Source organism: Aliivibrio fischeri (assembly GCF_009727955.1).
In the GTDB taxonomy this organism is placed as follows: domain Bacteria; phylum Pseudomonadota; class Gammaproteobacteria; order Enterobacterales; family Vibrionaceae; genus Aliivibrio; species Aliivibrio fischeri_A.
In genome coordinates this window covers 24,182-51,092 of the sequence record NZ_WOBR01000005.1, presented here as the reverse complement: position 1 = coordinate 51,092, position 26,911 = coordinate 24,182, and the positions used below count along the sequence as shown (strand labels likewise).

Below are 26,911 nucleotides of genomic sequence, written 5' to 3'. Positions count from 1 at the left end.
ACAAAAAATATTAAAAGATGGATCTAGTCACTACACGCTATCCTGCGTGTAGTGACATTTTTTATAGTTTTATTTTGCTAATAATTACTTAGCTTTGATATATAGGTCTTTCGAGTAGATTTTTTCTTCCGCATTGCCCGTTGGGAAGCCACCTACTTGTGGGGATAGTAAACGTGATTTAACATATTGATAGATTGGAGCAATTGGCATATCTTTAGCTAGAAGTTTCTCAGCTTCTAAATAGATAGCATTACGCTCTTCTTCAGAAGTTGATGCTAATGCTTTTTCAATTAATGCATCATACTCTGCACTACCATAGTGTTGACCACCAGTCGTGTTCTTACTTACCATTAATGTTAGGAAAGCTGACGCTTCATTATAATCGCCACACCAACCCGCACGAGCGACTTCAAACTGACCTTGATCTTTAGAATCTAGGTATGTTTTCCACTCTTGGTTTTCTAAAACAACTTCTAGACCCAGTGTCTTTTTCCACATTGAACCCGCTGCAACAGCGATCTTCTTATGGTTTTCAGACGTGTTGTATAGCAGTGTAAATTTAAGTGGATTCTCAGGACCAAAGCCCGCTTCTGTTAATAAACGTTTTGCTTCTGCATTACGCTCATCTTGAGTCATTTTGCCATAAGCAGGAAGTTCAGGATTGAAGCCAGCAGTAATTTCAGGTGTTAAGAAATAAGCTGGTTTTTGGCCTTGGCCTAGAATTACATCTGAAACAATAGAACGATCAATAGCGTAAGAGATCGCTTTACGCACACGAACATCATCAAACGGCTTTTTCTTAGTATTAAACGAGTAATAATAAGTACATAAGCTACCTACAACAGAAACTGAATCAGGCTCTTCTTTTTGTAGACGTTTAAAGTGCTCAACTGGAAGTTCATTAGTAAAGTCTAACTCTCCAGATAAGAAGCGGTTCATTTCTGAAACCTGATTTTCGATAGGTAAGAACGTAACCTTAGTTAATTTAGTATCTTTGTTGTCCCAGTAATGCTCATTACGAACAAGCTCTAAACGTTCATTTACAACCCAGTTATTAACAACGAATGCACCATTACCTACAAAGTTGCCAGGTTTAGTCCATTGATCTCCAAATTTTTCAATTGTTGCTTTATGAACAGGCTTCACTGTCGTGTGACCCATCATTTTTACAAAATAAGGAACAGCAGTATCAAGTTGAACTTCTAGAGTATGTGCATCAATCGCTTTAACACCAAGTTCACTCTTATCTTTTTTACCTGCAACAATGTCTTTTGCATTTGCCATCTTAGTATATTCCATATACCAAGAGTATGGTGATGCTGTCATTGGATCGACTGCTCTTTGGAAACTGTATACAAAATCATCAGCAGTTACAGGATCACCATTTGACCATTTAGCATCTTTACGTAAATGGAATACAAATTTTTTGTTATCTGTTGTTTCCCAACTTTCAGCAACACCTGGGATCGTATTACCGTCAGCATCTTGGTTTACAAGACCTTCTAATAGATCGCGGATAACGTGAGATTCAGGAACACCTTGAGATTTATGAGGATCTAAAGTCGCAACCTCAGTACCATTACCACGAACCAACTCTTGTACATCGGCATATACGACTTCAGTTGATTCAGGTTTTTCAGCAGGTTTCGTTTGTTTGACAGGTTGCTCTGCGGTTTTATCTCCACAGCCAGCAAGTGCTAGTGACAGGCCACCAAGCAAAATCGCTTGTGTAATTTTATTCTTATACATGCATTAACTCCAATACATTCAATTTGCATCCATGACATCCTTCGGGCAAAACGACTCGCCAATCATTTAAATCTAAAAAACGTTAAATACGCCTAAAAAAGATTAAATCCTTCGAAGAATTGTGGGCAACATTATCAATCATTGAAGTAATTTGCCACATTTTTGTCACAAAACACCCGATAATTTTTAAAATCATCACAAATAACCGAATAATTAACCAGATTATTTATCCTTTGTGGATTGAACGAATAGAAAGCTTAATAAAGGTAGAATCCCCTACTATTTTGTCTAGTTTCTCATCAATAAACCAAATATTAAACCAACAATTCCATAACAAAAAAATATAATATCGATGACATTTTAAACAAAAAAACCTTAAACACTAAATTCAAAGCGCAAATAAACATCTATTTTTATAAAGCAATAAAAAAATGACATTCTTTAGGGCTATAAAACATTCTTTTTTTGTAATTGCATTTAAAACATGTGAATACCTAAGGTTGATGCCAAACTAAACACTTCTTCTGGCAATTTATAAATTATAAACAAAGATAATATGGATGCTGTTATTTCAGCAGTAATCCAATTTGGATTAATTTATCAAGGATGTTATTTATGTTTAAAAAGAAACTTGGACTGTGCTCTGCTGCAGTTACTCTTGCTCTTTCTGCTCCTACTTTTGCCGCACCTCCGGGGCAAGCGATCATCTCTTGGATGGAAACCGACTTTTCAATTATTGAGATCGACCAAGCAGCCACCTCATACAAAAGTCTGGTAACCGTAAAAGATTTTGCTGAAGTTCCTGTTACATGGGATCGCTGGTCTGGTGAGCCTGCTGAAAAATGGCGTGTGCTATTAAATGGTGTTGTTGTGCATGAAGAAGCGGTTTCTCCAGCAGCTTCACAAAAAGCATCAACAACTCTACAAGTTCGTCAAGGTGGTCAGTATGAAATGACAGTGCAACTTTGTAATGGTTCTGGTGCAGCAGAAGAATGTAGTACAAGTGATCCAAAATCAATTGTTGTAGCAGATACGGATGGTAGTCACTTAGATCCTTTACCAATGAATATTGACCCTGCAAATGGTAATTACACTACACCTGCAGGTATGGTTTCAGGTGCCTATTTTGTTGAATGGGGTGTTTATGGTCGCAAATTTGCTGTTGACCAAATTCCAGCACAAAACCTTACTCACATTCTTTATGGTTTCATTCCAATCTGTGGCCCTAACCCATCATTAGGTGAGATTGAAAATGGAAACAGCCTAGCAGCTCTTAACCGTGCTTGTGCTGGCACTCCTGATTATGAAGTTGTTATTCATGATCCATGGGCAGCAATTCAAATGCCACAACCTCAATCTGGTCACGTTCATAGTACTCCTTATAAAGGGACTTACGGCCAAATGATGGCACTTAAGCAACGTTATCCAGACCTAAAAATTGTTCCATCAATTGGTGGCTGGACATTATCTGACCCTTTCTACAATTTTGTTGATAAATCAAAACGAGACATTTTCGTTGCTTCAGTTAAAAAATTTCTTAAAACATGGAAGTTTTATGATGGTGTAGACATTGATTGGGAATTCCCTGGTGGTGATGGTGCAAGTGCAACCGGTGGTGATCCGGTGAATGACGGCCCTGCTTATGTTGCATTAATGCAAGAGCTAAGAGCAATGCTTGATGAATTAAGTGCTGAAACAGGAAAAACCTATGAGTTAACATCAGCAATTGGTGCTGGTTATGACAAAATTGAAGATGTTGACTACGCTGCTGCATCACAATACATGGACTATATCTTTGCAATGACATACGACTTCTACGGCGGTTGGAATAACGTTGTAGGTCACCAAACTGCACTAAATTGTGGCTCACATATGTCTCAAGGCGAATGTGATGGTACAGGGCTTGATGATAAAGGCGAACCAAGAAAAGGACCAGCATACACAATAACTAACGCGATTGACCTGTTATTAGCTCAAGGTGTTGACGCTAAGAAACTCGTTGTTGGCGCCGCTATGTATGCTCGAGGTTGGACTGGCGTTACACGTGAAAGTATGACAGATCCAACAAACCCTATGACAGGTGTTGGTAATGGTAAAGTAGCAGGTTCATGGGAAGCTGGCGTTATCGATTATAAAGATGTAGTAACTCGCTACGTGAATAAAGCAGGTGTTGAAGTTGGTTATGATGAAATAGCTCAAGCGGCTTACGCTTATGATCCAAGCAATGGTGATCTTGTTACTTACGATAATAAGAAATCAGTATTAGCTAAAGGTGAATATGTTCGTTCATTGGGCTTAGGTGGTCTATTTGCATGGGAAATCGATGCCGATAATGGTGACATTCTAAATGCAATGCAAGAAGGTCTTGCTGGCGACGGTACGGTTACACCTCCTGCAAACAAAAAACCTGTAGCGAATGCAGGGGTAGATGTTTCAGTTATAGCTCCTGCTTCTGTACAACTTGATGGTTCATTATCATCAGACAGCGACGGTTCTATTGTTTCTTATGCATGGACACAAGTTTCTGGGCCAAATGTAACATTAGGTGGCGCAGACTCTGTTAACCCAAGCTTTGCTACAGATACTTTTACTCAATCTGAAACACTTCAATTCACACTAACAGTAACAGACGATAAAGGTGCTACTGCATCTGATTCAGTCGCTGTATCAGTAACCGTTGAAGGAACAGAACCAGTAAATACTCCACCAGTAGCTGTTATTGTTGCTCCAACATCAGTAAACAAAGGTGATGTTGTTACACTTGATGCATCAACATCTACTGATGCAGACAATGATCCATTAACCTACTCATGGGTAATCCCTACAGGTGTTGATGCTACTGTTGTTGGCTCAAAAGTAACCTTTACAGCAGGGTCTTACACCGTTGATACGCCTTTTACTTTCTCTGTAACAGCAAACGATGGTCAAGCATCAGACACTGCAAATGTTACTGTTACTGTCCTTAAAGATGCTGGTGAACCACCAGTAACTTGTGATAACGCATGGGATGCTTCAACAGTCTATACTGGTGGTGACCAAGTTTCTCAAGCAGGTAAGGTATGGGAAGCGAAATGGTGGACAAAAGGTGATGAACCATCAAAATCTGGCGAATGGGGAGTATGGAAAGAAGTAGGTATTTCTACTTGTAACTAATCCTTTTCATTTAAAATAAAAAGGCCAAGTTCATTTAGTTGAACTTGGCCTTTCATTTCAAACCGTACAAGCTAATTAAATAAACTCTATTTACCTAACGCTTCTTTGTAATGACGTCGACAAACAGAAACATACAGCTCATTACCACCGATAGCCACTTGATCGCCATCAGCAATTGCTACACCATGTTCATCCGTACGAATCACCATGTTTGCTTTGCGGCCACAGTGACAAATAGTTTTCAATTCAACCAGTTTATCAGCCCAAGAAAGTAAATACTTACTGCCTTCAAATAACTCACCTAAAAAGTCAGTTCGCAATCCGTAACAAAGCGCTGGAATATTTAATTTATCAACAACTTCAGTGAGCTGATATACTTGTTCTTTCGTTAAAAACTGACATTCATCAATTAAAACACAGTGAAGTTTTTCTGCTTCATGCAGATCTTTAATTGCATCGAACACATTAGTTTCTTTATTAAATAAATGCGCTTCTGCGTGTAAACCAATTCGAGAACTAACTTTACCAACACCATAACGGTCATCAATCGCTGCTGTGAAAATAGCAGGATTCATACCGCGCTCTTGATAGTTAAATGATGATTGAAGAAGTGTTGTTGATTTCCCCGCATTCATTGCAGAGTAATAAAAATACATTTGTGCCACAAATGTGTCCTCTATTAAAGTTTAAAAATTTGGTAATAAAAAAGGCTGGAAATACCAGCCCTTTATATAAAACTGTTTGTATTACTTACGGCGCCACGTTGTTCCTTCAGGGCCATCTTCTAATACAATATTTAATGCAGCAATCGCATCTCGAGCAGCATCTGCTGCTGCCCAATCTTTTGCTGCACGAGCATCATTACGCGCTTTAATTAATGCTTCGATTTCCGCAACATCATCATTGCCGCTTCCACCTTGCAAGAATGCTTCAGGCTCTTGTGATAATAAACCTAATACATCAGCTAGTTCACGCATTAATGCACCTAATTTAGATGCAGTGTCTATATTTTCAGTTTTAAGACGGTTCACTTCGCGAGCCATTTCAAATAATACTGAATACGCTTCTGGTGTATTAAAGTCATCATTCATCGCTGTAGAGAAGCGACCAACAAACTCTTCACCACCAGCAGGAGTCACTGATAGATCAAGACCACGTAGCGATGTGTATAAACGCTCTAATGATGCACGAGCTTGATTTAGATTCTCTTCACTGTAGTTTAATTGACTACGATAGTGACCCGACATTAAGAAATAACGAACCGTTTCTGAATCGTAATGAGCAAGAACGTCGCGAATGGTAAAGAAATTACCTAATGATTTAGACATTTTCTCACGATCAACCATTACCATTCCGCTATGCATCCATGTATTTACATATTGCGTATCATGCGCACAGCAAGATTGTGCAATTTCATTTTCGTGGTGTGGGAACATTAAATCAGAACCACCACCATGAATATCAAAATGATCACCTAAAATAGATGAGTTCATCGCAGAGCATTCAATATGCCAACCTGGACGGCCTGGGCCCCATGGAGATTCCCATGTTGGTTCACCTGGTTTTGACATTTTCCATAAAACAAAATCCATACCGCTACGTTTTACGCTTGCTTCTTCTAATGTAACACGAGAGCCCGCTTGAAGTTGTTCAAGATCTTGACGAGAAAGACGACCATATTCATCGTATTTTTTCACTTCGAACATTACATCGCCATTCGATGCAACATAAGCAAAGCCACGCTCAATTAATCGCTCAACTAATGCAATGATTTCTTTAATGTACTCTGTTGCACGAGGTTCCACATCTGGGCGCTTCATGTTTAACGCATCAAAATCTGCGTGCATGTCAGCAATCAAACGCTCAGTTAATGCATCACATGTTTCACCATTTTCAGCGGCACGTTTAATGATTTTGTCATCAATATCGGTGATGTTACGAACAAAAGTTAAATCGTAACCAAGAAAACGTAAATAACGAGAAATCACATCAAAAGAGACAAATGTACGACCGTGGCCGATATGACACAAATCGTAAATGGTAACCCCACACACATACATACCGACTTTACCTTCGGTAATTGGTTTAAATTCTTCTTTTTGACGTGTAAGTGAGTTATATATTTTCAACATGCTCTTTTTTTACTCATTATTTGTTTAAAGGATATATATAAGCTATTAGACCTATATTAAGTGCTGATAGCAAGAAAATTCCCTGTAGATTCTGATTAATCTTAGGTAAAATCAAATTCTATTTAAATACAATTACAAAGGTAATTCCATGATCATCCTACATACATCATTTGGTGACATCACAGTTAAACTTCATGAAGACAAAGCACCAGCAACTTGTGCTAACTTCCTACAATACTGTAAAGATGGTTTCTACGACAACACTCTTTTCCACCGTGTAATTGATGGTTTTATGGTTCAAGGTGGCGGCATGACTTCAGGTCTTGAAGAAAAAACTGGCCGTGCAACTATCAAAAACGAAGCAAACAATGGCCTAAGTAACAAAGTAGGTACATTAGCAATGGCTCGTACTATGGAACCGCATTCTGCAAGTTCTCAATTCTTCATCAACGTTAACGACAACAAATTCCTAGATTTCAAATCTGAATCTCTAGATGGTTGGGGTTACTGTGTATTTGCTGAAGTTGTTGAAGGCATGGACGTAGTAAACAAAATCAAAGGTGTTGCTACGGGTAACTACGGTTACGTACACCAAGATGTTCCTGTTGAAGAAGTATTCATCACAGGCACAACAATCACAGAATAATTCTGTTTTTTGCCAGCTTTATTCAAAGCTGGCATTTTCTCATTACCAATAAAGAATTTATGACTATCTTATTTATTTCTGATCTTCACTTATCCCCTCTTCGCCCTGACATCACAGACTGTTTTATTGATTTTATGCAGAATGAAGCCATTCATGCTGAAAAACTCTATGTATTAGGTGATTTATTTGAGTTTTGGATTGGTGATGATGATAATTCTCCATTTAATGTTTCAATCAAAAATGAGTTTAAGGCATTAACGGAAAAAGGAGTCGAATGTTACTTTATTCAAGGTAATAGAGATTTCCTGCTTAATAAACGCTTTTGTAAAGAAACAGGAGTTGAACTTTTAGACGATCACACGGTTATCGAACTTGATGGTGAAAAAGTTCTTATTATGCACGGTGATACCTTGTGCATTGATGATATAAAATACCAAGAATTTAGAGCTAAAGTGCACAAGCCATGGCTTCAATGGGTCTTCAACCGAATTCCACTTTTCATTCGCCAGCGTATAGTAAAAAACGTTCAGGATAAGATTAAAGAGAAAAAACAAACTAAAACTCTGTGCATCATGGATGTTACTCAAAGTGAAGTTGAACGTGTAATGCAAGAAGAAGGTGTTCAACGTCTTATTCATGGACATACTCACAGGCCAGATACACATACCTTTATGAGCAATAATAAAGAGATGACTCGCATTGTATTAGGTGACTGGTATAGCCAAGGTTCAATTCTTGAGTATTCAGATAAAATCTACTCACTTCACAAAAAAGAGTTTAAATAATTATTTTTAATCGTTTGCCTTTAAATGTCTCAAACAAGAAACATAGTTTTTTTACTGTAAAGCGTTTATTATGAGCGCAGTTCCGATTCAACACGCTGTAGAGAAAAGTTGTTATGTACACATATGTTGCTCGTCAACCAATCTTAGACCTAAGTAAAAATACGATTGGTTACGAATTATTATTTCGAGACGGTCCAAAAAACACTTTTCCACTTGTTGAAGCAGAAGAAGCAACGAGCCGACTTTTATCCGATCATTTTTTAAGCTCATACTGCAATGCAACAAATGATAAATTAGGCTTTGTTAATTTCCCTCAACAAAGCTTATTAAATCTAGTTCCTACGCTTTTTAATCCAGATAATTTAGTAGTTGAAATACTAGAAGACTGCATTCCAAGTCCTGAATTATTACTAGCAATTAAACGTCTTGCGAAGCTAGGTTACAAACTTGCTCTTGATGATTTTGAGCCAAACCCAGATTGGACCCCTTTTCTACCGTACATTGATATCATCAAGTTTGATATGCGTACAATGCCAATTCTAAAAGCAAAGCTATTCATTCGTCATTGTGAGAAATACAATATTAAGTTTTTAGCTGAGAAAGTAGAAACTTACGAAGAATTTGAGCAGGCAAAAGAAGCTGGCTTTACTTATTTCCAAGGCTATTTTTTCAGTAAACCTGAAATGCTTCAGCAACGAGCAATTCAACCAAATCAACTTGCGATTATTCAGTTATACCAAGAAATCTCTGCACCTAGTGTCGATTTCAATACCGTAGAAAAATACATCACTCAAGATGTTTCACTTTCTTATAAACTGCTGCGATTTGTTAATTCATCTTCTATTATTGACAAGCCAATCACCTCTTTTAAGCAAGCATTAGTCTATTTGGGTGAAACTAAACTTCGTCAATTTGTATCATTAGTAGCAGTTGCTCATGCAACTCAGCACAAACCACAATCTCTATACACGTTATCAATCCACCGTGCTAGATTGTGTGAGTTAATCGTAACTAAAACTGATATTGAATTAGAACCTAGCCAAGCTTTTTTAGTTGGACTGTTTTCTTTACTTGAGCCTTTACTAGATCAACCGCTTGAAACACTGATTCAGCATTTACCTATTTCTATTGAAATAAAACAAGCGCTCACTGAACGTAAAGGATTATTAGGAAAGCTGATATTAGCCATCGAGAGCTATGAAAAAGCAGATTGGAGCGTCGTTGCCGAATGTTGTCGATCTCTAAATATTACAGAAAAAGAATTTACCGCTTGTTATAAAGAATCTGCCAAATGGGTAGATGAGATAGCAAAATAGAGGCGTCTGAATATGTCAAAATCAAATCATTGCCCTTGCGGTACAAAAAAAAATTATTCTGTTTGTTGTGAGCCTATTCATAACAATCATTCATTAGCGATAACTCCTGAACTGTTAATGCGTTCTCGTTACAGTGCTCATGTGAAAGAATTAGTGCAATATATTATTGATACCTACCACCCTTCTTGTAATGCGGAAGAGTTTAGAGAAGGTATTATTGACTCTGTAGAGTTAGATTGGCGTAAACTTAAAGTTATCGCTTCTTCATTATCAAAAGAAAATGCTAATGAGGGTTTTGTGACATTTAAAGCGACCTATTCAGAAGGTGGCCAACTGCATCAATTAAAAGAATGCTCTCGCTTTGTCAAAGAAGATGGAAAATGGTTCTATATTGATGGTGATGTGGAGTAATAATTAAAAAACGAGAGCCTTTTGCTCTCGTTTTTATTTTAAGTACTAATTTCTTAAATTAGAATTTTTTCGATATTAACGCAGCACCTGCAATAATACCTACACCAAGCAACATAATAGCTCCCTTGCCGCTATCAAATCCTGATGAAATCCCCATAAAGGCAACAATTGCGATTGCTACAGGGATGATAAACTTAACTAAAACATACCATAGACCAAACAATGGGAACTTAACTTCACCACCGTTTGTGATCTCATCTTCTAGATCTTCACGTTTCAATCTCCAACCTGCGAAGATACATACCAACATACCGCCGACCGCTAAGAAGATCTTATCTGTTAACAAGTCAAAAATATCAAAAGCACCAGTATCAAATAATGTTGGTCCTACGCCACCTAAAGATAGAGAAGCAAAAATACATAGAACAGCCATTACCGAACTTGCTGTAATCACCGCTTTAACACGTGATAACCCTTTTTCATCAATTAAGTAAGACACAACAACTTCTAATAAAGAAACAGAAGATGTCAGTGCAGCAACACTTAAACCAATAAAGAACATAAGAGCTAAAAGAAGACCGATAATTCCACCCATTTCAGCAAATAGCTGAGGTACCACAACAAATACAAGACCCGGCCCTGCTGTTGGAGCCATACCAAATGCAAACATTGCTGGGAACATTGCTACACCTGCAAGGATTGCGACGCCAGTATCCATTGCAGTAACCATTGCTGTTGTTTGTACTAGATTTTCTTTTTTCTTCAAATAAGAACCGTACGTCATCATACAACCCATACCCAAAGATAATGAGAAAAAGGCTTGGCCTAAAGCAGCCAAAATAACGTTACTATCAATTTTTGAAAAGTCAGGACTAAATAAAAACTCAAGGCCCGCCATTGAACCTGGAAGCATTAACCCTTTTACTGAAACAATAATCAGGATAATGAAAAGCAGTGGCATTAATATTTTACCTGCTTTCTCGATACCGCCAGAAATACCTTTCATTACAATGACGATATTTAAAAACAGATAAAAAGCCATCCACATTAATGGTTGAATTGGATCAGAAATAAATCCACCAAAACTATCGCCAATCGCTTCTGGAGCACTTAATAAACCTGTACCAACTTTAGCGATGTAAGCAATCGCCCACCCACCGACTACAGGGTAGAACCCCATGATCAATAGACCACTTGTTACACCGATAACACCAGCGAAGGTCCAACGGCGATCTGTAGATTTAAAAGCACCTACTGCTGATTTTTGTGTTCGACGACCAATAGCAAACTCAGTCAGCATCACACTAAAACCAATAAAAATGACGAAGAACAGATAGATAGCAACAAATGCACCACCACCATTATCTCCTGCTGTATATGGAAATTTCCAAATATTACCCAAACCAACAGCTGATCCTGCTGCTGCCATGACAAACCCTAATTTTGAACCCCAATTGTCGCGGGGCTTTGTAGAAGCGCTCATACCCACGTCTATCTCCAAACTATCCATGCTGTGTTAATAAATTTACGCCAAAAAAGTTGTGTACATATTTTTGTACATTCTAAAAATTTGGAATGGCGTACCATCAATTGCAAGTAAAACAGTTTAAGAATAAAATTGGAACCCCACAGTTGCATTTTTTTAACATATGACACCTTTTTGTGCCTTATATGTTTACAATTTCATCAATAATTTTTATTTTGTAAATTTTTGCATTCCTATCTACTCTTTTCTTATCACTCCTGATTTAATAGAGATCCTCTTACTTTTTTCACTGATAGAGCGCTAATGGATAAATTTTATCAAGCACTTACAATTGTTAGCTTCGTTTTATATTGGCTTCTTGTAGCCGGCGTAACAATTCGTGTTGTTTTCAAACCAAGACCCGTAGGCGTATCATTAGCTTGGCTTATGATTATTTACATTCTTCCTGTTATTGGGGTCATGGCTTATTTTTTAATTGGTGAGCTTAACTTAGGTCGAACTCGTGGTGAACGTGCACGCGCTATGTTTACGCCTTATGAACAATGGTTCGCACAAATTCATCATTGCCAATATCATCAACCACACTCGATTTCTCATCGTATCTCAGCAATTCATAATTTATGCTCTAACCGTCTCGGTATTCCGGCATTAAGTGGCGATACACTCTCGTTATTAAATACGCCTTCAGAAATCCTTAATGCGATTATTTCTGATATAGAAAAAGCCGAACATGAAATAAATATGGAGTTTTATATTTGGCATCACGGTGGATTGGCAGACAGCGTTGCCAGTGCGTTAATTGGGGCTGCAAAACGAGGCGTAACTGTAAATGTCCTTCTTGATTCTGCTGGTAGTATGGATTTCTTTAAAAGCCACTGGCCTAAATTACTCAAACAATCCGGTGTCAACATTGTAGAAGCACTAAGCGTAAGTCCATTTCGTATGTTCTTTCGACGCTTAGATTTACGCTTACATCGAAAAATTGTTGTGATTGATAACCGTATCGCTTATACCGGCTCAATGAACCTAGTTGATCCGCAATACTTCAAACAAAACTCTGGTGTTGGCCAATGGATTGACGTAATGGTTCGCCTTACAGGGCCTAATGTCGCTATTTTAAATACAATTCATGCGTGGGATTGGGAAGTTGAAACGGGTATTCGCGAGCTGCCTCATTTGCCAGAATGCCCTGCGTCTATTGACCCATTTAATCACACGACCCAAGTAGTCCCTTCTGGTCCTGGTATGCCAGATGACATTATTCAGCAAGTACTTATTACTGCCATTTGCCAAGCAAGAAAATCCATCACCATCACCACACCTTATTTTGTGCCAAGTGAAATTTTATTGCACACCTTAAGAACCACTGCACACCGCGGTGTTGAAGTAAAACTAATATTGCCTAAGAAAAATGACTCATTAATGGTGAACTGGGCATCAAAATCTTTTTTTGAAACCCTCTTAAAAGCCGGAGTTCAAATACATGAATTTAATGGTGGCTTATTACATACAAAATCAGTCGTGATTGATGAAAGCCATTGCATTATTGGAACCGTAAACCTAGATATGCGTAGCTTCTGGCTCAACTTTGAAGTAAGTTTGATCGTCGATGATCCTGAATTTACAAAACAATTATCATGGGTTTTAGATGGCTACCTAGAACAATCAACTCAAGTCTGTTTTGATACATGGCGTCACAGAAGCTGGGGAAATCGCTTTACCGAGCGATTCTTCTCCATGTTCAGCCCGTTACTCTAAAAGCACATAAAAAAAGCCAGTGACTTCTTTACAAAGGTCACTGGCTTTTTAGTGCTTATTTTATTGTGGTATTTAATAAGATGGCTTTACTTAGCGAATTCCGCTTAAAAACTCATGTCTTGTCGCTGGGTTTCTCTTAAAGATCCCACCAAGTGCAGTCGTTGTTGTACTGCTTGTTGCATCCATTACACCACGAGATTTAACGCAATAGTGCGTCGCTTCCATGGTAATCGCTACATCGTCACTACCTAATAAGCTTTGTAAAGCCACAAGTATTTGCTGAGTCATGCGTTCTTGTACTTGTGGACGTTGAGCGAAGAATCGAACAATGCGGTTAATTTTAGATAATCCGATGATCTTTCCACGAGGAATATAAGCAACCGTCGCTTTACCATCAATCGTAACTAAGTGATGCTCACAAGTACTGGTTAGCGTAATATCATTCACACGCACCATTTCATCACAGTTCATCTTATTTTCAATCACTGTAATTTTAGGGAAATTCGCATAATCTAGCCCAGAGAAAATCTCATCCACATACATTTTAGCAATACGGTGCGGCGTTTCTTCTAAACTATCATCACTAAGATCAAGACTTAATAGTGTTAGGATCTCGCGCATATGCTCTTCAATGCGCTCTTTTTTCTCTTCTCGACTAACACCGTTTTCTTTCATTGGCGTCTCAAGACCACGTGCAACAAGGGCATCACGCACTAATATGGCTGATTCACTAAGCGATGACATCGTATACTCCAAAATTCCATAATCAATTGAACTTCGCTAAGGATACCTCCTCTATCAAATAAATACACCCTGATTTTATTAGGTCTATTAGATGTTAAAGGGCAAAATATGGTAATGTTCAGTCATTATTACGATTAATGTAGAGAGTACCCTAATGGATTGCTGCGCAACTCAAGGTTTAATTCCAGTAGAAACCGCTTTAGAAACCTTATTATCTCAAGTTTCTCCGGTATCAAAGACCCATTCTTTAGCCCTTGCTGATGCCATTGGCTTCGTGTTAGCTGAAGATATTCGTTCTCCTATTAATGTTCCTCCATTTGCTAATTCGGCAATGGACGGTTATGCCGTACGAATTGCTGATTTAGAACAATCTTTAACATTACCCGTTGCTGGTAAATCTTTTGCAGGCATTCCTTTTGAAGGTGAATGGCAGCCACAAACCACTGTTCGTATTATGACTGGCGCTAAAATCCCTGAGGGTTGCGATGCGGTTATTATGCAAGAGCTAACCACTGAAACAGATACAGGTATTACCTTCGAATTAAACCTTGCTGATGTAAAACCGCAAGCAAACATCCGTCCGATTGGCGACGATGTTTCTCAAGGCCAAACTGTGCTAGCTAAAGGTCACCGTTTAACACCACGTGATATCCCGTTAATTGCATCATTAGGTATTAATGATATTCCGGTAGTAAATAAGCCAAAAGTCGCTTTCTTTTCTACTGGTGATGAACTTAAGCCCCTTGGTCAACCATTAGAAGATGGTCAAATCTACGACAGTAATCGCTACGGTATTAAAGTATTAATTGAACGTTTTGGTTGCGAAGCGATCGATCTTGGTATTATCCCTGACTGCCCTGAAACACTAAAAGAAGTGTTCTTAAAAGCAGATAAAGAAGCCGATGTGGTAATTACTTCTGGCGGTGTAAGTGTTGGCGAGGCGGATTATACTAAAGACATTCTAGATGAATTAGGTCAAATCGGCTTTTGGAAATTAGCCATTAAACCGGGCAAACCTTTTGCTTTTGGTCAATTACCAAACTCTTACTTCTGCGGTTTACCTGGAAACCCAGTATCGGCAATGTTAACCATGTATGTGCTTGTACAACCAATGCTTGCAAAGCTTGCGGGCCATACAAAGTGGGAAGCGCCAAAATCAATTCCTGCAAAAGCAACATCTACATTTAAAAAACACCCTGGCCGTACTGACTACCAACGTGGCATTTATTCTATTAATGCACAAGGCCAATTTGAGGTATCGACGACCGGTAATCAAGGTTCTGGAGCCTTCAGTTCAATGAGTATTGCCAATTGTTTTGTTGTATTAGAGCGTGAGCGTGGCCGCGTTGAATCTGGTGAAACAGTTAACATCGAACTGTTCAACGCATCACTATACTAAGAGCTTATTCATGAGTGAATTAACTGATAATGAAATGCTTCGCTATAACCGTCAGATCATCTTACGTAATTTTGATTTTGATGGCCAAGAAGCATTAAAAGCAAGCTCCATACTGATCATTGGTGCAGGTGGACTAGGTTGCGCTTCAAGTCAATATTTAGCAGCAGCGGGTGTTGGTACTCTAACACTTGTTGATGATGACACGGTTGAACTTTCAAACCTACAGCGTCAAGTATTGCACTGCAATGAAAGTATCGGTGTAAAGAAAGTCGTGTCAGCTAAAATGGCGTTAAATAGAATTAACCCTAATTGCCACATCAATACCGTAGATAAGCGTTTATCTGATGATGAGTTACGCTCATTAATTGCATCTCATGATCTAGTACTTGATGGTACTGATAATGTTGATACACGTAACCAATTAAACCGCTTATGTCACGAGTCTAAGACGCCATTAGTTTCTGGTGCAGCTATTCGTATGGAAGGCCAAGTAAGTGTATATACGTATCAAGATGATGAACCTTGCTACCAATGCTTGAGCAGTTTATTTGGTCAACAAGCATTGACCTGTGTCGAAGCTGGAGTGATGTCTCCTGTTGTCGGCATTATTGGTTCCGTCCAAGCATTAGAAGCAATAAAAGTATTAACTAACTATGGTCAACCTTTAATCAGCAAACTTCTTATTCTTGATGCCCTATCGATGAATTGGCGAGAAATGAAGTTGGCTAAAATGCCTAATTGCTCTGTTTGTAGCCACTAAAAACACGTTTAATTATTTATTTTTAGGCGATAAACCCATAAGGTTTATCGCCTTTTTTGTATGTAAAAAAATAGAAATTATTCAATAAAAACAATTACAAAAATAAAATATCATCCTCTTAATTCTAAAAATCAGTCCTCAAATTTCTCCCCATGTAATACACATTTAAGAAAAGTGAAATATAACTGTCACATAACTTTCCTAAAGTGACCTCGTCAACTTAATTACGGCATGAATGCCAGACAAAGGAAATGAAAATGAAAAAGTCAGTAATCGGCGCACTAGCAATTATTAGTTCAGTAGTAGCAGCACCAACTTTAGCAAAGGAAACCATTTCTGCTGTTGGTTCAAGCAGTGTAACTCCACTTATGGAAGTGTTTTCTGAAACATACATGAAAGACCATTCAAACGTATTTATCGAAGTTCAAGGCCCGGGCTCTTCTGCTGGTGTTAAAGCGGCAAAAAATGGTTCTGCTGATTTAGGCATGTCTTCTCGTAACTTAAAATCAGATGAGAAAGATCCTGCGCTTAAAGAGCTTATTGTTGCTCACGACGGCATCGCTGTTGTTGTAAACCCAAATAACAAGCTTAAAGGTTTAACATCAGAGCAAGTAACGGCTATCTATAAAGGTGAAGTTAAAAACTGGAAAGAAGTGGGTGGCGCAGACAAGCCTGTTGTTGTAATTACTCGTGATACGGCATCTGGTACTCGTGGCGCATTTGAAGACATCATGAGCCTGAAGAAAAAAGTATCAGGCATGAAAGTATCAGCGATTTCACAACGAGCTCAAGTTGCTAACGGCAACGGTGCTCTAAAAACAATGGTAGCAAGTAACCCATACGCAATTGGTTACATCTCTTTAGGTACTGTTGATAGCTCTGTACACGCACTAGCAATTGATAACGTAGAACCAAGTGTTGCTGACATCAAAAACGGCACTTACAAAGTATCTCGTCCATTCCTTGTTCTATACAAAGAAGGCAAACCATCAGCTGAAGCTCAAAAATTCCTTGATTGGATGACAGCTGAAACCGCTCAAAACCTTGTTGAAAAGAAAGGCTACATCTCAGTTAACTAATTTCTACCCTATTGCCTGACCTGCGAAGGTTGGGCATTTTTCCATTTCGAATTTTTCGACATGTGAGTATTTATTATGACCATCGCAATGAATAATCAAAGCACAGAAAATCAAGTAAAACCATCTAACAATCCACTACGAGAAAAAAAGCGCGTGGATTGGAGAGAACGTATTTTTCACGGTTTATTTTTAAGTTGTGCTGTTATTGGTATTGTTTCACTAGCGACTATCGCTTACTTCATCATTAAAGAAAGTATCCCTGCATTTCAACAAGCTGGCGTAAGCGGAATTGTATTGGGCCAAGATTGGCTGCCGCCAGCATTATATGGTGTATTCACCATGATCGTCGCGTCAATTGTATCGACTTTTGGTGCGGTATTAGTTGGTGTTCCTGTTGGGATTTTAACGGCTATTTTTATTGCAGAAATAGCTCCGAAACAAGTCGCTGATATTATTCGACCTGCCGTTGAACTATTAGCTGGCATCCCATCGGTTGTATACGGCTTCTTTGGCTTAGTTATCATCGTTCCATTAATTCAAGACATATTCCAAGTTCCTGCAGGTAATACCATTCTTGCTGGTATTATCGTTCTTGGTGTAATGATCCTTCCAACGGTAATCACCGTATCAGAAACGTCTATTCGTGCTGTACCGTCAACATACCGAGAAGGTTCACTGGCACTTGGCGCTTCTAAAATATTCACTATTTTCCGAATTCTGCTTCCTGCTGCTCGTTCAGGTATCATGACTGGCGTTATTCTTGGTATCGCTCGTGCGTTAGGCGAAACCATGGCAATCATCATGGTAATGGGTAACGCCCCAGCCATGCCTGAAGGAATTTTAGATTCAGCACGAACATTAACCGCAAACATCGCAATTGAAATGTCATACGCAAGTGGCATTCACGCCAACGCTCTGTACGCGACCGGCGTAGTATTGCTTGTATTTATCATGTCTCTTAATGGCATTCTTCTTTACTTAAACCGTGAAACGGCGAAATAAGATCATGAATAAATTAAAAAAACAGCGTCAAATTAAAGACCAGATTGCTTCAGGCTTCATTTGGTTATCTGCTGCGATTACTGTCGGCTTCCTATTTTGGATCATCTGGTACATCCTTTCGAATGGCATGCAACACGTAAGCTGGTCATTCATTACAGATAACTACACTCGAACAGGTGAAGAACACGGTATCTTCCCTATGATAGTTTCAACGTTATACATGGTACTTGCTTCAATTGCTGTTGCTGCCCCGCTTGGGATCATGACGGCAATTTACCTAACCGAATATGCAAAGGTAGGCAGTAAACTGGTTAAAGTGATTCGCTTTTGTACTGAATCGTTAGCGGGTATTCCATCGATTATCTTTGGTTTATTCGGTATGACTTTCTTTGTTGGTATTCTAGGTCTTGGATTCTCTATCCTATCTGGCGCTCTGACACTGAGTATTTTGATACTACCAGTAATAATTCGTACAACAGAAGAAGCGTTAATGGCTGTGCCTCAAACGTTTCGTGAAGGTTCATACGGACTTGGCGCATCAAAAATTTATACGATTTGGCGCTTAATTTTACCAAGTGCAATGCCAGGTATTTTAACTTCCGTTATTTTAAGTATTGGTCGTGTTATCGGTGAATCTGCGCCTGTATTTTTAACGGCTGGCATGGTTGCACGTATTCCCGATTCATTACTGGATTCAGGTCGTACGCTAACCGTTCACCTTTATAAGCTAACCACTGAATTATTTACTATCGACGAGTGGAACCAAGCTTACGGAACTGCAACCGTACTTATCGTTCTTGTTCTTGTCATTAATATGCTAACCAAGCTATTGGCTCGAAAAATTAATAAAGCATCTTACTAAAATATAACGTTATCAAATTGAATCAGTGGCACGACAATAAGTTGCGGCTGATAAGGAAAATACAATGAACAAATTTAATATTGAAAATTTAGATCTTTTTTACGGACAAAACCAAGCACTTAAAAACATCAACTTACCAATTCCAGCAAAACAAGTAACGGCACTAATCGGCCCTTCTGGCTGTGGTAAATCAACATTGTTACGTTGTTTAAACCGAATGAATGATTTGATTGAAGGCGTAAAAATCACGGGACTTGTTAACCTTGATGGTAACGATATTTACGGAAACATTGATGTAGCAGATCTTCGTATCAAAGTCGGCATGGTATTCCAAAAAGCAAACCCATTCCCAATGAGCATTTATGAAAACGTTGCTTATGGCCTAAAAGCTCAAGGCGTAAAAGATAAGAAAGTGTTAGATGCCGTCGTCGAAAAATCATTACGTGGTGCTGCACTATGGGATGAAGTGAAAGATCGTCTTAAATCTCACGCTTTTGGTCTGTCTGGTGGTCAACAACAGCGTCTTTGTATTGCTCGTACTATTGCAATGGAACCAGATGTTATCCTAATGGACGAACCAACCTCTGCTCTTGACCCAATTGCAACGCATAAAGTGGAAGAGTTAATGGAAACACTCAAAAAAGATTACACCATAGTTATCGTAACCCACTCAATGCAGCAAGCTCGTCGTATTTCAGATAAAACAGCCTTCTTCCTAATGGGTGAACTTGTTGAGCATGATGACACACAAATCATTTTCTCTAATCCAAAAGATGACCGTACACAAGGTTATGTAAACGGTGACTTTGGTTAATTAATTTAAAGAATAATAACAAAGCGATGGAAACTCTTGCCCCTCTAGTTAGGGGCTTTTTTGTTAAAATATGTAATAAACCTGTTATTTTATTAGACTTATTATATCAAATATGAATAATAACCATAACTACATTGAAATTACGGATAATTATATGAAGTTATTGAGTTTTCTATTATTTATTTTCTTTTCTATTTCAGCTCACGCTGACAAGTCAGGGTATTACATAACGACTAACCTAGAAAATTCTTCTGTTACTTTTCTTGGCGTTCAGACCGATCTCGATCAGGGTTATAACATTAAAGGAGGTTATGACTTTCCGATTAGTGACACCTTTTATATGTCTGTTGAATTAGAATACAACAACATGGGAGCCTTCGATTACGATTGGGCTGATGATAACGAATTTGCTAAAAGTCATATTGATGCGCACTTCTTCGGTGCTAATTTAAAATACCGAGCTTATGTTTTTGACTCCGATTTTTTCATCACTAGTATGTTTGGTTACGGTTATTATTATTTAGATATGGATGTTAATTTCTATCTAGAAGATGGCGGAAAAGGCTATATCGCAAATGGCTCTCAAAGCCGCAGTGCTCTAGGCTTATCTTATGGTTTTGAAGCCGGTTACGATTTTACTGAGCATCTTGCCCTAACTGTCGGTCACAATATTGCTAGAGCTATCATGGATGGTATTGGTTACGATTTTGGTACTTCATACATAGGCTTAAGTTATAAATTCTAACTTTCTACCGACATAACAAGTTGTTTGGATCATTTCATTCCGTTTAAAATATGAGTACACTTGTTTTAATTATTACAACAGGTGTACTCCTATGAAAATACAATCTATTTTTGCTGCTAGCTTCTGTCTTCTTTCATCTATTTCAGCACATGCCGCTATTCAATTAACAGTGCCAGACGAAGTTGAACTACTTCTTGTTGATAACCAAGAAGTAAAGCTTGAGAGCTCATTCTTTTCTACTACATCAACACTTGATTTAGAAAATGGTAAACACCAAATTGTTTTTAGATATAACCCTGTATTCAAACAAGGTAAAGATAATATCATTGTATCAAGCGACATCATCGTCTCGACATTTTCTGCAGAAGATAAAGAAATAAGCTTTAAGTTCCCAACCTATAACTCTCCTGAAAAAGCCAAAGCATTTAATCGTAATCTAAATTGGGAGTTAATAGATAAAAATAATAATAATATTCCTTTTGTTCAGTCACAATTGATCTACAACGGAATGCAAGTTGGTCGAAATATTCAATTCGAAGTCGCAAAATTTAATACCACAGAGCACCCTGCAGCCTTTAAAGAAGGTATGCTTACAGTCACTCATAAAGAAATTAAAAATGAGCAAGGCGAAAATACAGCGGAACAAATGCTACATTATTGGTATGAGAAAGCCGATCAAGCTACAAAAGAACGCTTCTTAAAATCAATTACTGATAAGTAAATTTATCCACATCAAAGGAATTGTATGGGTAAAAATGGACTTGGATTTACCTTAATCGAACTCGTTATTGCGATTACTGTTACGGCAGTAATTGCAATTATCGCTATTCCAAAATTTTTTAGCTACACCTCAGAATCCTACATTGCTCAAGCTGAAGGGATTGCTCAAAATTTTGAACAAAGTGTTCGATTAACCCAATATCGCTGGATTGCTAATGGTAATTTACAGTCAGGAAATGATGTTCAAGGTTTTGCTAATGATCAGCTTGATGTAAACCTGAATGGCTTTCCTATTGGCATTAATAAAAATAATCCAATGGCACAGCCAAATAACATTGGTAGAGGTAAGAAAGGGTGTAATGATCTTTGGAATACACTATTAATTGATCCACCTAGTGTCTCTCATAAGAAAAAGACCGACTCTGATTTTCTATCAATACGCTATAGCAGTGAAGACAGTAGTTTTCAGGATGCTTGCTACTACATAAATAAGCATTACCAATACACTGCAGACCCACTCACTTCTGGCATTGTTATTTCATATAACTCAACAACAGGCAAAGTCACTGTAATAACGCATTTATAAAAAGGCTTATCTACAAGGATAACCCTTTCATTTACAGTTAGTATTACACTCTAAATTGTGACACCAATTGATCTAATCGCTCACATTGCTCGGATAATAAAGCACAAGCGCTTTCTGATTGGTTTACCATTTCAACCATTTGACCGCTGTTGTCAGTAATTCGTTGAACGTTATTGTTAACATCTTCGCTCACTTGACTTTGTTGATTAGCAGCCGTTGCAATATGTGTATTCATATCGTTCATAACAATAATGGCATTGGTAATTTGAGCTAATGATTGAGATGCTTGGTTAGCTAACTCTATTGTCTCGACACCACTCTGATTACTCGCATTAATTGCCTGAACCGCTTCTTTTGCACCAAGTTGCAGGCGTTCAATCATTTTTTGAATTTCACCAGTACTATCTTGAGTCTTGCTTGCTAACGCTCTTACTTCATCAGCAACAACAGCAAAACCTCGCCCTTGTTCGCCCGCTCGAGCAGCTTCAATTGCCGCATTAAGTGCTAACAAGTTAGTTTGTTCAGCAATGCCTTTAATCACATCTAAAATAGAAGCAATATTTGCAACGTCAGTATCTAGCGTTTGAATCACTTTTCCTGCTTGATTTATCTCATCCGCTAAGCTCTGAATTGAACCAACCGTTTGTTGAAGAATATTATCAGTAACCTCAGCTTCCGCTGTCGCTCCTTGACTCGCTTCTGCAGCGTCATTCGCATTTTCATTAACAGTAGCACTTGTTACTTGCATTTCATGTACTGCTGCTGCAACTACTTCACTCTCTTGTTGCTGATTCATCGAGAATTGAGCTACGTTTTGAGTTTGAGTTTTAATGCTTTCCATTTCAACACGAACGGCATTAGATGACACAATTACCTCTTGTACTGTGCCGTGAATTTTAGAAATAAATTGATTGAATGCTTGAGCTAGTTTTCCTAGCTCATCAGTAGAATCAACACTAATACGTTTTGATAAATCGCCTTCACCAGAAGCAACATCTGACATTGCACTTTCAAGTGAACGAATTGGTTTTACAATCCAATTAATCGATAGCCAAAGTGCTAACATAGCAACAATAATCGCACTCATCGCACCGACTTGAGAAACCAGTTTCCCAGACTCTATACCTGTTTGACTCTGTTCTCTTAACTTAACTTGTTCAGCCATAATTAAACGACTGATTGATTTTAATTGTTTTCTAATGACTTTAAATTGTTTCTCTAACTCTGCACTGTTTTGCGCATAATAAGCTTGAGCAGTCTCAGGTCGCTCAAATAACGGTTCATAAAGTTGAATCCATCTTTGGGTTGCCGTTACCAAAACAGTCAATTCTGATGCAGTATTCGTAGGCAGAATATGGTTGTCATATAAGTCTTGTACTTTTTTCATTCTAGGAACCGCTTTATACGCATTATCTTTAAATTCAAAAGTATGATGATCAATATCCGCTTGAGACTTTGACAACATAAGGCCTTGAGTTGCAGCGACAACTTGATAAAGATCGCGATAGGCATCTTCTAGGCTATCGTTAACCGGTTCAACTAACTCAACAAGCGTGTGATTCATTTCAGTCTGTTTATTTAAATTCACAATATTCAAAACAGAAATAACACTAAATAATAAAACAATAGCAATAATCGGCATTGCTATTTTGTAACTGATTGATAAACGTCCAATTAGCTTCATAACCTCTCCTAAGGCAAACCAGCACTAATATTTTTTGGATATTATCAAATAAAATTAAAAACAGAATTATAAATAATGTGAATACATGAAAGAGATTTCATTCACATTCATTTTATATGTGCAATTTATTTCCTATTCAAAAAAAGCATCCAATGCCAAAATAGCGGCGCCATAAGCCTGACTTATTTCGTCATTTCTACACAAAGATATATCGTTATTTTTTCCATACTGCTCATATTGGTGACATAATGTATGTAGCTGTATTAATCCCATACTACCTGCAGAACCTTTTAGTTTATGAGCTAATTGATTCACTTGATAACAATCTTGATTTGAAATTGCCGTTTGTAATTCCTCTAAATTTACTTTAGAAGATTCTTTAAACACACCGACAATTTTGCGCATTCGGTCTTCACCTAATACGTTAATATCACCTTGTAACACTTTTTCATTTAGTATCATTTCATTTTCCTCTGTTTCTAATCCAGCTTCGGTATCTAGTTGTAAACTTGGAATAACGACAGGTGCTTTCAAATTTAATTTCCCATCATTTAAGATGCGATTTAATGTATTTACTAATTGATTTTCAACCAGTGGTTTTGCTAAAAAGCCATTAAATCCGGCAGAAAGATAACTCTCTACATCCTCATGAAAAACATGAGCAGAAACCGCTAACATTGGAAGTTCATCTTGATGACCACCTTTTGTTGCATAAATTTCTCTTAAACGTTTTTGTAAGGTTACACCATCAGTATCAGGCAAATTAATGTCTAATAAGAGTAAATCAAATTGATGATTTTCAATGGCTTCTTCAGCTTTTTTGCCCGTATCAACTGCAATAACATGGTGACCTAATCGTTCTAAGAAACCGATAACAACCATCTGATTAACTGGATTATCTTCCACTAAAAGAATATTAACAGGAGTTATGTCTATTGTTGCTTTATCATCACTCAATGACTCAACAGGCTGACCTTCATCAAGCTCAAGTGAGAACCAAAATGTACTACCTTGTCCCTCGATTGATTCGACACCAATCTCGCCATCCATTGCTTCAATTAGACGTTGACTAATGGCTAGGCCTAAGCCTGTTCCACCACTGACTTTCATGCCCTCTTCAGCTTGAGTGAATACATCAAATAAAGTATCTATTTCATGTTCAGCAATCCCAACACCGGTATCAATTACTTCAAATAAAAGCGTCGTATCCAAAATAAGGCTTAACTGAATTGTTACGCTACCTGTATGAGTAAACTTAATTGCATTGCCCACAAAGTTATTTAATACCTGACGAATACGTGAACAATCGCCTATCCACCACTCAGGGGTATCAACTGGAGCATTCACTGATAAAGTAATGCCTTTTTGCTGTGCTCTAGAACTGAATAAATGATGAACATCCGTGATCATTGATTGAACACTAAAGTTCTTCTTACGTATAGATAAATGCCCAGCCTCAATTTTTGAGTAATCAAGAATATCATTTAATAAATCTAATAGATTTTCACCACTACGATTAATAATATCGACATATTGCTTTTGTTGAGCGGTTAAACCGCTACCACGAAGTAGCTCACCGGTACCAAGCACACCATTTAAAGGCGTTCGAATTTCATGGCTCATAGTTGCAAGGAAAGCCGATTTGGCTCTGTTGGCTTGCTCAGCAAGATCCCTTGCTTTATCGTGGTTAATAATCTCGACATTAAGTCGTTCATTACTCGACTTAAGCTCTTGAGTTCGTTGTGCTATTTGTAACTCTAAGCTGTCTTTATATTCTTTAAGTTCTTGAGCTGTATCTCTAGCAATAAGGATTGAACGCCCCATGCGAGCTAACTCATCGTCACCGGTTGTATCCAATTCGATATTTAATTGACCATTAGCTACATTAGTGATCGCTTCTTCATATTGGTTTAATCGTGTAATCACACGTGCATAAACATAACGCCACATAATGTAGATAACGAGACATAAACCAAGCATGGTTATTGATATCAATAGCTGTTGTACGACTTTCAATACAAAGTTAACATCAGCGACCGCTTGTTGAGTTACGTCATTTGCCTGTTCGAGTAATTGTGAAATAGTTAAATTAAGCTCTTGAAATTTATGAACGTTTTCATCACCTAACAACTTTAGCTTTTGATTTATATTAACCAGCTGAATTAATTCATTAAATAAACGCTCACTCTTTGTTAAATCATTAGCTAGACCAAGCATTTGCTTTGTACGACTTGGATCTTCTACCGCTTGTACCCTACGAGTTATAATGGTCATATCACGAGTAAAATCTTGTCGTAATTTCTCTACTTTTTTGATGTTATGACTGTTTCTTGCATCATCTATCGTATTGACCACTTTAAAGGTAAGTAAGCGTAATTCATGCAAACGCTCTGCTAAATCTAAATCCGTTTCCACTAGGGTATCTAATGCTTTATAAACCGCTTCTTTTTCGCCATTTTCAACTAAGTCATATATTTTCACGACATTAGCTATCGTAACGGTATTTGAATTTAATACTTGCGAGCGTGATAACTCCTCCAAACGAAGAGCGGTTTCTGTTAACTTCTGACTCTTCTCTTGAATCGTTCGATGCAGGACTACTTTCTCACCAACGCTTTCACCCATCGTTGCCAAATTATCGACGATGTCTTGAACTTGAAGATCTAAACGAGCTAATAACGCTTTATCAAATGGATAAACACCTAAACCTTTTAAACGGTGATAAAGGCTTTCTATCGACTCAAACAGATCTTTGCCGTATTTTTTTCTATCGTCTTCAGAGTCAACTTGCGAGAGTAATTGAGATGTTGAAATGATCTTTGTACTTAAATCTGAAATGTAACGAGCTTCAATAACAGCTGGTATTGCCGAATCAATTACCGTTCTTTCTGTTTTTTCTACGTATGAAAAACCAAGAACACCAACAACCGATCCAAATGCCATAAGCGCAATCATCACCATAAATGTGATAAGCAGCTTGCGACCGATCCCTGTAGAAGCAAATAACATAATATTGAAACACTTTGGAAAAAGAAGTAATACGGGTATCATATCACCAACCTAAAGCCAGTGCGAAGATA

General features: G+C 37.9%; 22 protein-coding genes. 15 read left to right on the top strand and 7 right to left on the bottom strand.

Going from position 1 to position 26,911, the window contains the following annotated elements; genetic code table 11:
* Positions 1-84 precede the first annotated feature (84 nt).
* Complete coding sequence (locus tag GNP81_RS10080) at positions 85-1,749, bottom strand: ABC transporter substrate-binding protein (RefSeq protein WP_155674612.1); 1,665 nt, start codon at positions 1,747-1,749, stop codon at positions 85-87.
* A 615-nt stretch (positions 1,750-2,364) separates the two neighbouring features.
* On the opposite strand from GNP81_RS10080, the gene GNP81_RS10075 reads away from it, so the two are divergent.
* Entirely contained in the window at positions 2,365-4,902 is a 2,538-nt protein-coding gene (locus GNP81_RS10075) for a glycosyl hydrolase family 18 protein (protein WP_155674614.1), read from the top strand.
* Positions 4,903-4,988: 86 nt separating this feature from the next.
* Here the strand turns inward: GNP81_RS10075 and GNP81_RS10070 are convergent, their stop codons facing one another.
* Positions 4,989-5,567 carry a thymidine kinase gene (locus tag GNP81_RS10070; RefSeq protein WP_005419864.1) on the bottom strand — a complete coding sequence of 193 codons (579 nt, stop codon included), beginning with the start codon at positions 5,565-5,567 and terminating at the stop codon, positions 4,989-4,991.
* An 81-nt stretch (positions 5,568-5,648) separates the two neighbouring features.
* Positions 5,649-7,034: a cysteine--tRNA ligase gene (gene cysS / locus GNP81_RS10065; protein WP_155674616.1), complete on the bottom strand. Its 1,386-nt coding sequence runs from the start codon at positions 7,032-7,034 to the stop codon at positions 5,649-5,651.
* A gap of 148 nt (positions 7,035-7,182) precedes the next feature.
* On the opposite strand from cysS, the gene GNP81_RS10060 reads away from it, so the two are divergent.
* The 4 genes from GNP81_RS10060 (at position 7,183) to GNP81_RS10045 (ending at position 10,192) form a co-directional block, all read left to right on the top strand.
* Positions 7,183-7,680, top strand: a complete 498-nt coding sequence (locus tag GNP81_RS10060) for a peptidylprolyl isomerase (RefSeq protein WP_005419869.1) — start codon at positions 7,183-7,185, stop codon at positions 7,678-7,680.
* A gap of 59 nt (positions 7,681-7,739) precedes the next feature.
* A complete protein-coding gene (gene lpxH, locus GNP81_RS10055) occupies positions 7,740-8,465 on the top strand; it encodes a UDP-2,3-diacylglucosamine diphosphatase (protein ID WP_155671667.1) in 726 nt (241 codons plus the stop codon).
* 113 nt (positions 8,466-8,578) lie between these two features.
* Positions 8,579-9,781 (top strand): EAL and HDOD domain-containing protein, encoded by a 1,203-nt coding sequence (locus GNP81_RS10050; protein ID WP_155671665.1) that lies wholly within the window; start codon positions 8,579-8,581, stop codon positions 9,779-9,781.
* A 12-nt stretch (positions 9,782-9,793) separates the two neighbouring features.
* The gene (locus GNP81_RS10045) at positions 9,794-10,192 is read left to right on the top strand and encodes a YchJ family protein (RefSeq protein ID WP_063655777.1); all 399 of its coding nucleotides are present in this window, start codon (positions 9,794-9,796) and stop codon (positions 10,190-10,192) included.
* Positions 10,193-10,250: 58 nt separating this feature from the next.
* Here GNP81_RS10045 and GNP81_RS10040 read toward each other — a convergent pair whose 3' ends face one another.
* On the bottom strand, positions 10,251-11,675 hold the full coding sequence (locus tag GNP81_RS10040; protein WP_026029373.1) for a sodium-dependent transporter: 1,425 nt from the start codon (positions 11,673-11,675) through the stop codon (positions 10,251-10,253).
* A gap of 306 nt (positions 11,676-11,981) precedes the next feature.
* Here GNP81_RS10040 and cls point away from each other — a divergent pair, with 306 nt between their 5' ends.
* The gene (gene cls / locus GNP81_RS10035; RefSeq protein ID WP_005419878.1) at positions 11,982-13,436 is read left to right on the top strand and encodes a cardiolipin synthase; all 1,455 of its coding nucleotides are present in this window, start codon (positions 11,982-11,984) and stop codon (positions 13,434-13,436) included.
* A 90-nt stretch (positions 13,437-13,526) separates the two neighbouring features.
* Here cls and folE read toward each other — a convergent pair whose 3' ends face one another.
* Positions 13,527-14,180 (bottom strand): GTP cyclohydrolase I FolE, encoded by a 654-nt coding sequence (folE, locus tag GNP81_RS10030; protein WP_155674618.1) that lies wholly within the window; start codon positions 14,178-14,180, stop codon positions 13,527-13,529.
* Between the two features lie 154 nt (positions 14,181-14,334).
* Between folE and moeA the strand changes: the two genes are divergently transcribed.
* From moeA to GNP81_RS09985, 9 genes are all read left to right on the top strand, one after another.
* Positions 14,335-15,579, top strand: coding sequence for a molybdopterin molybdotransferase MoeA (gene moeA / locus GNP81_RS10025; RefSeq protein WP_155671663.1), 1,245 nt, complete (start codon positions 14,335-14,337; stop codon positions 15,577-15,579).
* Between the two features lie 10 nt (positions 15,580-15,589).
* A complete protein-coding gene (gene moeB, locus GNP81_RS10020; RefSeq protein WP_155674620.1) occupies positions 15,590-16,339 on the top strand; it encodes a molybdopterin-synthase adenylyltransferase MoeB in 750 nt (249 codons plus the stop codon).
* Positions 16,340-16,596: 257 nt separating this feature from the next.
* Positions 16,597-17,418, top strand: coding sequence for a phosphate ABC transporter substrate-binding protein (locus GNP81_RS10015; RefSeq protein WP_063644824.1), 822 nt, complete (start codon positions 16,597-16,599; stop codon positions 17,416-17,418).
* A gap of 75 nt (positions 17,419-17,493) precedes the next feature.
* The gene (pstC, locus tag GNP81_RS10010; protein WP_011262177.1) at positions 17,494-18,420 is read left to right on the top strand and encodes a phosphate ABC transporter permease subunit PstC; all 927 of its coding nucleotides are present in this window, start codon (positions 17,494-17,496) and stop codon (positions 18,418-18,420) included.
* Positions 18,421-18,424: 4 nt separating this feature from the next.
* A complete protein-coding gene (gene pstA / locus GNP81_RS10005) occupies positions 18,425-19,282 on the top strand; it encodes a phosphate ABC transporter permease PstA (protein WP_155656697.1) in 858 nt (285 codons plus the stop codon).
* Between the two features lie 64 nt (positions 19,283-19,346).
* A complete protein-coding gene (gene pstB / locus GNP81_RS10000) occupies positions 19,347-20,096 on the top strand; it encodes a phosphate ABC transporter ATP-binding protein PstB (RefSeq protein ID WP_005419893.1) in 750 nt (249 codons plus the stop codon).
* Positions 20,097-20,250: 154 nt separating this feature from the next.
* Positions 20,251-20,841, top strand: coding sequence for a porin family protein (locus GNP81_RS09995; RefSeq protein ID WP_196584573.1), 591 nt, complete (start codon positions 20,251-20,253; stop codon positions 20,839-20,841).
* Positions 20,842-20,932: 91 nt separating this feature from the next.
* Positions 20,933-21,562: a YccT family protein gene (locus GNP81_RS09990; RefSeq protein ID WP_155674622.1), complete on the top strand. Its 630-nt coding sequence runs from the start codon at positions 20,933-20,935 to the stop codon at positions 21,560-21,562.
* A 24-nt stretch (positions 21,563-21,586) separates the two neighbouring features.
* Positions 21,587-22,147 (top strand): type II secretion system protein, encoded by a 561-nt coding sequence (locus tag GNP81_RS09985; RefSeq protein ID WP_155674624.1) that lies wholly within the window; start codon positions 21,587-21,589, stop codon positions 22,145-22,147.
* A gap of 43 nt (positions 22,148-22,190) precedes the next feature.
* Here the strand turns inward: GNP81_RS09985 and GNP81_RS09980 are convergent, their stop codons facing one another.
* Positions 22,191-23,831 (bottom strand): methyl-accepting chemotaxis protein, encoded by a 1,641-nt coding sequence (locus GNP81_RS09980; RefSeq protein WP_155671653.1) that lies wholly within the window; start codon positions 23,829-23,831, stop codon positions 22,191-22,193.
* A 132-nt stretch (positions 23,832-23,963) separates the two neighbouring features.
* Entirely contained in the window at positions 23,964-26,840 is a 2,877-nt protein-coding gene (torS, locus tag GNP81_RS09975; protein ID WP_196587430.1) for a TMAO reductase system sensor histidine kinase/response regulator TorS, read from the bottom strand.
* Between the last annotated feature and the right edge of the window lie 71 nt (positions 26,841-26,911).

Excerpts from the sequence above, each read along its gene's own strand:
- GNP81_RS10060 (WP_005419869.1), top strand. The coding sequence starts at position 7,183 with ATGATCATCCTACATACATCATTTGGTGACATCACAGTTAAACTTCAT.
- GNP81_RS10050 (WP_155671665.1), top strand. The coding sequence starts at position 8,579 with ATGTACACATATGTTGCTCGTCAACCAATCTTAGACCTAAGTAAAAAT.
- GNP81_RS09980 (WP_155671653.1), bottom strand. The coding sequence starts at position 23,831 with ATGAAGCTAATTGGACGTTTATCAATCAGTTACAAAATAGCAATGCCG.
- cls (WP_005419878.1), top strand. The coding sequence starts at position 11,982 with ATGGATAAATTTTATCAAGCACTTACAATTGTTAGCTTCGTTTTATAT.
- pstB (WP_005419893.1), top strand. The coding sequence starts at position 19,347 with ATGAACAAATTTAATATTGAAAATTTAGATCTTTTTTACGGACAAAAC.
- torS (WP_196587430.1), bottom strand. The coding sequence starts at position 26,840 with ATGTTATTTGCTTCTACAGGGATCGGTCGCAAGCTGCTTATCACATTT.
- GNP81_RS10040 (WP_026029373.1), bottom strand. The coding sequence starts at position 11,675 with ATGAGCGCTTCTACAAAGCCCCGCGACAATTGGGGTTCAAAATTAGGG.
- lpxH (WP_155671667.1), top strand. The coding sequence starts at position 7,740 with ATGACTATCTTATTTATTTCTGATCTTCACTTATCCCCTCTTCGCCCT.
- GNP81_RS10075 (WP_155674614.1), top strand. The coding sequence starts at position 2,365 with ATGTTTAAAAAGAAACTTGGACTGTGCTCTGCTGCAGTTACTCTTGCT.
- moeA (WP_155671663.1), top strand. The coding sequence starts at position 14,335 with ATGGATTGCTGCGCAACTCAAGGTTTAATTCCAGTAGAAACCGCTTTA.
- GNP81_RS10015 (WP_063644824.1), top strand. The coding sequence starts at position 16,597 with ATGAAAAAGTCAGTAATCGGCGCACTAGCAATTATTAGTTCAGTAGTA.
- GNP81_RS09990 (WP_155674622.1), top strand. The coding sequence starts at position 20,933 with ATGAAAATACAATCTATTTTTGCTGCTAGCTTCTGTCTTCTTTCATCT.
- GNP81_RS10045 (WP_063655777.1), top strand. The coding sequence starts at position 9,794 with ATGTCAAAATCAAATCATTGCCCTTGCGGTACAAAAAAAAATTATTCT.
- GNP81_RS09985 (WP_155674624.1), top strand. The coding sequence starts at position 21,587 with ATGGGTAAAAATGGACTTGGATTTACCTTAATCGAACTCGTTATTGCG.
- folE (WP_155674618.1), bottom strand. The coding sequence starts at position 14,180 with ATGTCATCGCTTAGTGAATCAGCCATATTAGTGCGTGATGCCCTTGTT.
- GNP81_RS09995 (WP_196584573.1), top strand. The coding sequence starts at position 20,251 with ATGAAGTTATTGAGTTTTCTATTATTTATTTTCTTTTCTATTTCAGCT.
- cysS (WP_155674616.1), bottom strand. The coding sequence starts at position 7,034 with ATGTTGAAAATATATAACTCACTTACACGTCAAAAAGAAGAATTTAAA.
- pstA (WP_155656697.1), top strand. The coding sequence starts at position 18,425 with ATGAATAAATTAAAAAAACAGCGTCAAATTAAAGACCAGATTGCTTCA.
- pstC (WP_011262177.1), top strand. The coding sequence starts at position 17,494 with ATGACCATCGCAATGAATAATCAAAGCACAGAAAATCAAGTAAAACCA.
- GNP81_RS10080 (WP_155674612.1), bottom strand. The coding sequence starts at position 1,749 with ATGTATAAGAATAAAATTACACAAGCGATTTTGCTTGGTGGCCTGTCA.
- moeB (WP_155674620.1), top strand. The coding sequence starts at position 15,590 with ATGAGTGAATTAACTGATAATGAAATGCTTCGCTATAACCGTCAGATC.